4 protein-coding genes are annotated in these 3,327 nt (G+C 38.0%); 3 read left to right on the top strand and 1 reads right to left on the bottom strand.

The window, feature by feature from the left end; genetic code table 11:
* Window positions 1-124: 124 nt before the first annotated feature.
* From V7266_RS28610 to V7266_RS28620, 3 genes are all read left to right on the top strand, one after another.
* Complete coding sequence (locus V7266_RS28610) at window positions 125-925, top strand: basic amino acid ABC transporter substrate-binding protein (protein ID WP_335472604.1); 801 nt, start codon at window positions 125-127, stop codon at window positions 923-925.
* Between the two features lie 100 nt (window positions 926-1,025).
* Window positions 1,026-1,682 (top strand): amino acid ABC transporter permease, encoded by a 657-nt coding sequence (locus V7266_RS28615; protein ID WP_335472605.1) that lies wholly within the window; start codon window positions 1,026-1,028, stop codon window positions 1,680-1,682.
* Window positions 1,679-2,401 carry an amino acid ABC transporter ATP-binding protein gene (locus V7266_RS28620; RefSeq protein ID WP_335472606.1) on the top strand — a complete coding sequence of 241 codons (723 nt, stop codon included), beginning with the start codon at window positions 1,679-1,681 and terminating at the stop codon, window positions 2,399-2,401. The genes V7266_RS28615 and V7266_RS28620 overlap by 4 nt, the downstream gene beginning before the upstream one ends.
* 349 nt (window positions 2,402-2,750) lie before the next feature.
* On the opposite strand, the gene V7266_RS28625 is transcribed toward V7266_RS28620, so the two are convergent.
* The gene (locus V7266_RS28625; RefSeq protein WP_335472607.1) at window positions 2,751-3,260 is read right to left on the bottom strand and encodes a hypothetical protein; all 510 of its coding nucleotides are present in this window, start codon (window positions 3,258-3,260) and stop codon (window positions 2,751-2,753) included.
* Window positions 3,261-3,327 lie beyond the last annotated feature (67 nt).

A 3,327-nucleotide genomic window follows, 5' to 3' on the forward strand; every position in this document is an offset into this window, starting at 1 on the left:
CTATTAACGTATTAATATAGTAAGAAAATAAAATATTGAATAAAAAAACAAAACAAGTTATAATAATTTATAGTTTAAAAATTTAAAAAATATTATATCAAAAAAATAAATAGGAGGTTTAAGCATGAAAAAATTTAAATTAATCACAACTTTAATGGTAGTAGGATTACTTTTGCTCCTATCAGCTTGTGGAACTAGTAAAACAGGGAGCAGTGAGAAGAAAACACTTAGAGTTGTAACGGATGCAGCCTATGCACCATTCGAATACCAGGAAAAAGGAAAAGTTGTTGGATTCGATGTGGATTTTGTGAATGCTGTTGCGAAAGAAGCAGGTTACAATGTAAACATCGAGCATGTTGGCTGGGATCCTATCTTTGTAGAGATCGAGAAGAAGACAGCTGATTTCGCTGTATCTGCGATTACCATCACTCCAGAACGTCAACAAAGCTATGACTTTACAGTTCCATATTTCCTATCAAAAAATGAAATCTTAGTGCCAAAGGGAAGTTCAATTAAGAGTGCGAAGGATTTAGAGGGCAAAAAGATTGCTGTTCAAAATGGAACAACTGGACAGGAAGCAGTCGAAAAATTATTCGGGAAGAACAATCAAAATCTTAAAAAGTTTGAAAATAACAACTTAGCCATACTTGAATTAAAAAATGGCGGCGTAGACGCAGTTGTTGCTGATAACACGGTTGTTGAAACTTATGTAAAAAATAATCCAAAAGACAATTTTGAATTCATTGAAGATGATAGTGCTTTTGAAAATGAATTTTACGGCTTGTTGCTGCCAAAAGACAGTAAGCTAAAGGCTGAATTAGACAAGGCAGTCAAGACAGTCATTGACAACGGAACATATGCAAAAATCTATAAAAAGTGGTTTAAGGTTGAACCGGATACACAAACATTAAAGGACCAACAATAGTACTTTTTGAAATTGCGTAACTTCTATATATATAGGCAGTTACGCAATTTTTGGTTAATAAAACTATTTGAACACTCACATGATAGGCGAGGGGATTGTAATGGATTTTAGGTGGGATATCATTGTAGATTATGCACCCTTACTTTTAAAGGGGACATTATTAACGATCGGCTTTTCGATCGCTAGTATAGTAATTGGTACCATCCTTGGTTTATTTATTGGATTAGGAAAAATGATGAAAAGAAAGCTGTATTCCATGCCGTTTAGATGGTATATTAACTTTTTTCGCGGCACACCATTAATGGTTCAAATTTTATTAATTCATTTTGCGGTTGTACCTGCATTTCTTGGGACAACAAATGCAATTGCAGCTTCAATCCTAGCACTTTCCTTAAACTCAGCAGCTTATGTGGCGGAAATCTTCCGCGCCGGAATACAATCCATTGATAAGGGACAGATGGAGGCAGCTCGTTCACTTGGGATGACACATGGACAAGCTATGCGTTATGTCATCTTGCCTCAAGCCTTTAAACGGATGATTCCACCGCTGGGAAATGAGTTTATTGTTCTAATTAAGGATTCTTCACTGGCTGCCTTAGTTGCAGCTCCTGAATTGATGTACTGGGGACGCGCCATGCAGGGAGAATATATGCGTCCATGGGAACCGTATCTTTCAGCCGCTGCCATTTATCTGGTGTTAACGTTAACTCTAAACTTCCTGTTAGGAAAACTTGAAAGGAGGTTCGCAACAGAATGATACAGGTGAAAAATTTAAAGAAGTCGTTCGGGACGAATGAGGTCCTCAAGGATATTAATGTAACGGTCAAGCCAAAAGAGGTAGTGGTCGTGATTGGTCCTTCCGGTTCTGGAAAATCGACGTTTCTTCGCTGTATTAACATGCTTGAAACGATTACGGGTGGACAGATCCTGATTGAGGGCGTTGATATTACTGATAAAAAAACCGATATCAACAAAATCCGGACGGAAGTGGGGATGGTGTTTCAGCAATTTAACCTTTTTCCTCATAAAAAGGTGATTGAAAATATTATGCTCGCTCCTATGAAAGTAAGGAAAATCTCAGCTGATAAGGCGAGAGCTAAAGGAATGGAGCTTCTGCGGAAGGTCGGCCTAGAGGATAAAGCAGATGCCTATCCCGATTCATTATCAGGCGGACAGAAGCAGCGGGTGGCAATCGCCAGGGCGCTCGCGATGGAACCCAAGATCATGTTGTTTGATGAACCAACCTCTGCGCTTGACCCAGAGATGGTTGGCGAGGTATTAGAGGTAATGAAGGATCTTGCTAAAGAGGGAATGACGATGGTGGTCGTTACTCACGAAATGGGCTTTGCGAAAGAAGTAGGGGACCGGGTAATCTTCATGGACGGCGGCTTAGTTGTCGAAGAGAAGGTTCCAACTGAGTTGTTTGAGAATCCGCAAGAGGAACGGACGAAAGCATTCTTGAGTAAGGTATTATAGTAGGGTTAATTTGGGAGCCTGATTAGGGGCTCCTTATTTTTTGGTCAAAAGAATAATAGCGTAAGAGGAGGCCTATTTACACGGTTGGTAGGTTGAATTCAGGAGAATTTGTTAATATATTTGATTTTTTTGTTAATAAATTCAATTTTTTGTTAATAAAGCTGAACTTTTTGTTAATATATCTATTTTTTTGTTAATATGCCCGGGGTGGCGCTTTAAATAAAACCAAAGAGACGGCATTATGTCATCTCTTCCATCTCTTAAGCTTATGAATATTTCATCCCCGCAATAAACTTGGGCACCCCACAGTTTTGACAGTTTTTATAAACTCCCATTTCAGCAATCTCTATCAATTCTCAATATCAAACACTTCGGTAATTTTATCTGCTTTAACCCGGTTTTGGCATAGTTTGAAAAGTTTTCTGAGGAAATCTTCCACCTCATCTGGAGAGGATGGCAGTTTAATATGAACGGTTGTCGATCCAAACATTTGTTTAAAATAGGCTTTTCTTTGGTCGTTTTTTCCGTCACGTTTAAATGGTTTATAGGACCAGACTAAGTGGGGTCCCTCCTCAAGTTCTTGTATTTGCCTTATTTCAGCACAGGTAGTGGATTTATTATGTGTATAAATTACTAAATAATAGTTGTCATTACGATGCCAATCTATGAATAATAGATAATAGCCACTGTCAGTTTCTGGATTGATTGCTTCATATGCAGCTAAAACTTGTTTGCCGTTGGTCCATTGATGGAACTTTGGCAGCATCCCAGCTTCAGTTTCTAGCTTTTTAATCTCAAATCTTATGGGATTAGCTTGTTCAATTTGTCCGATTAAAAAATTAGCTTGACCCTTTTCCAAATAAATATCCCCTTTAAGTATTTGTTACCAATATACGTTGAAAATCGTAAAAAAAGGTAGCTAGTCT

This window comes from Neobacillus drentensis, from assembly GCF_036965645.1.
Taxonomy (GTDB): Bacteria; Bacillota; Bacilli; order Bacillales; family Cytobacillaceae; genus Neobacillus; species Neobacillus drentensis_D.

What these genes read in the sequence shown, in the direction of transcription:
- V7266_RS28620 (WP_335472606.1), top strand. Translation starts at nt 1,679, where the DNA reads ATGATACAGGTGAAAAATTTAAAGAAGTCGTTCGGGACGAATGAGGTC.
- V7266_RS28610 (WP_335472604.1), top strand. Translation starts at nt 125, where the DNA reads ATGAAAAAATTTAAATTAATCACAACTTTAATGGTAGTAGGATTACTT.
- V7266_RS28615 (WP_335472605.1), top strand. Translation starts at nt 1,026, where the DNA reads ATGGATTTTAGGTGGGATATCATTGTAGATTATGCACCCTTACTTTTA.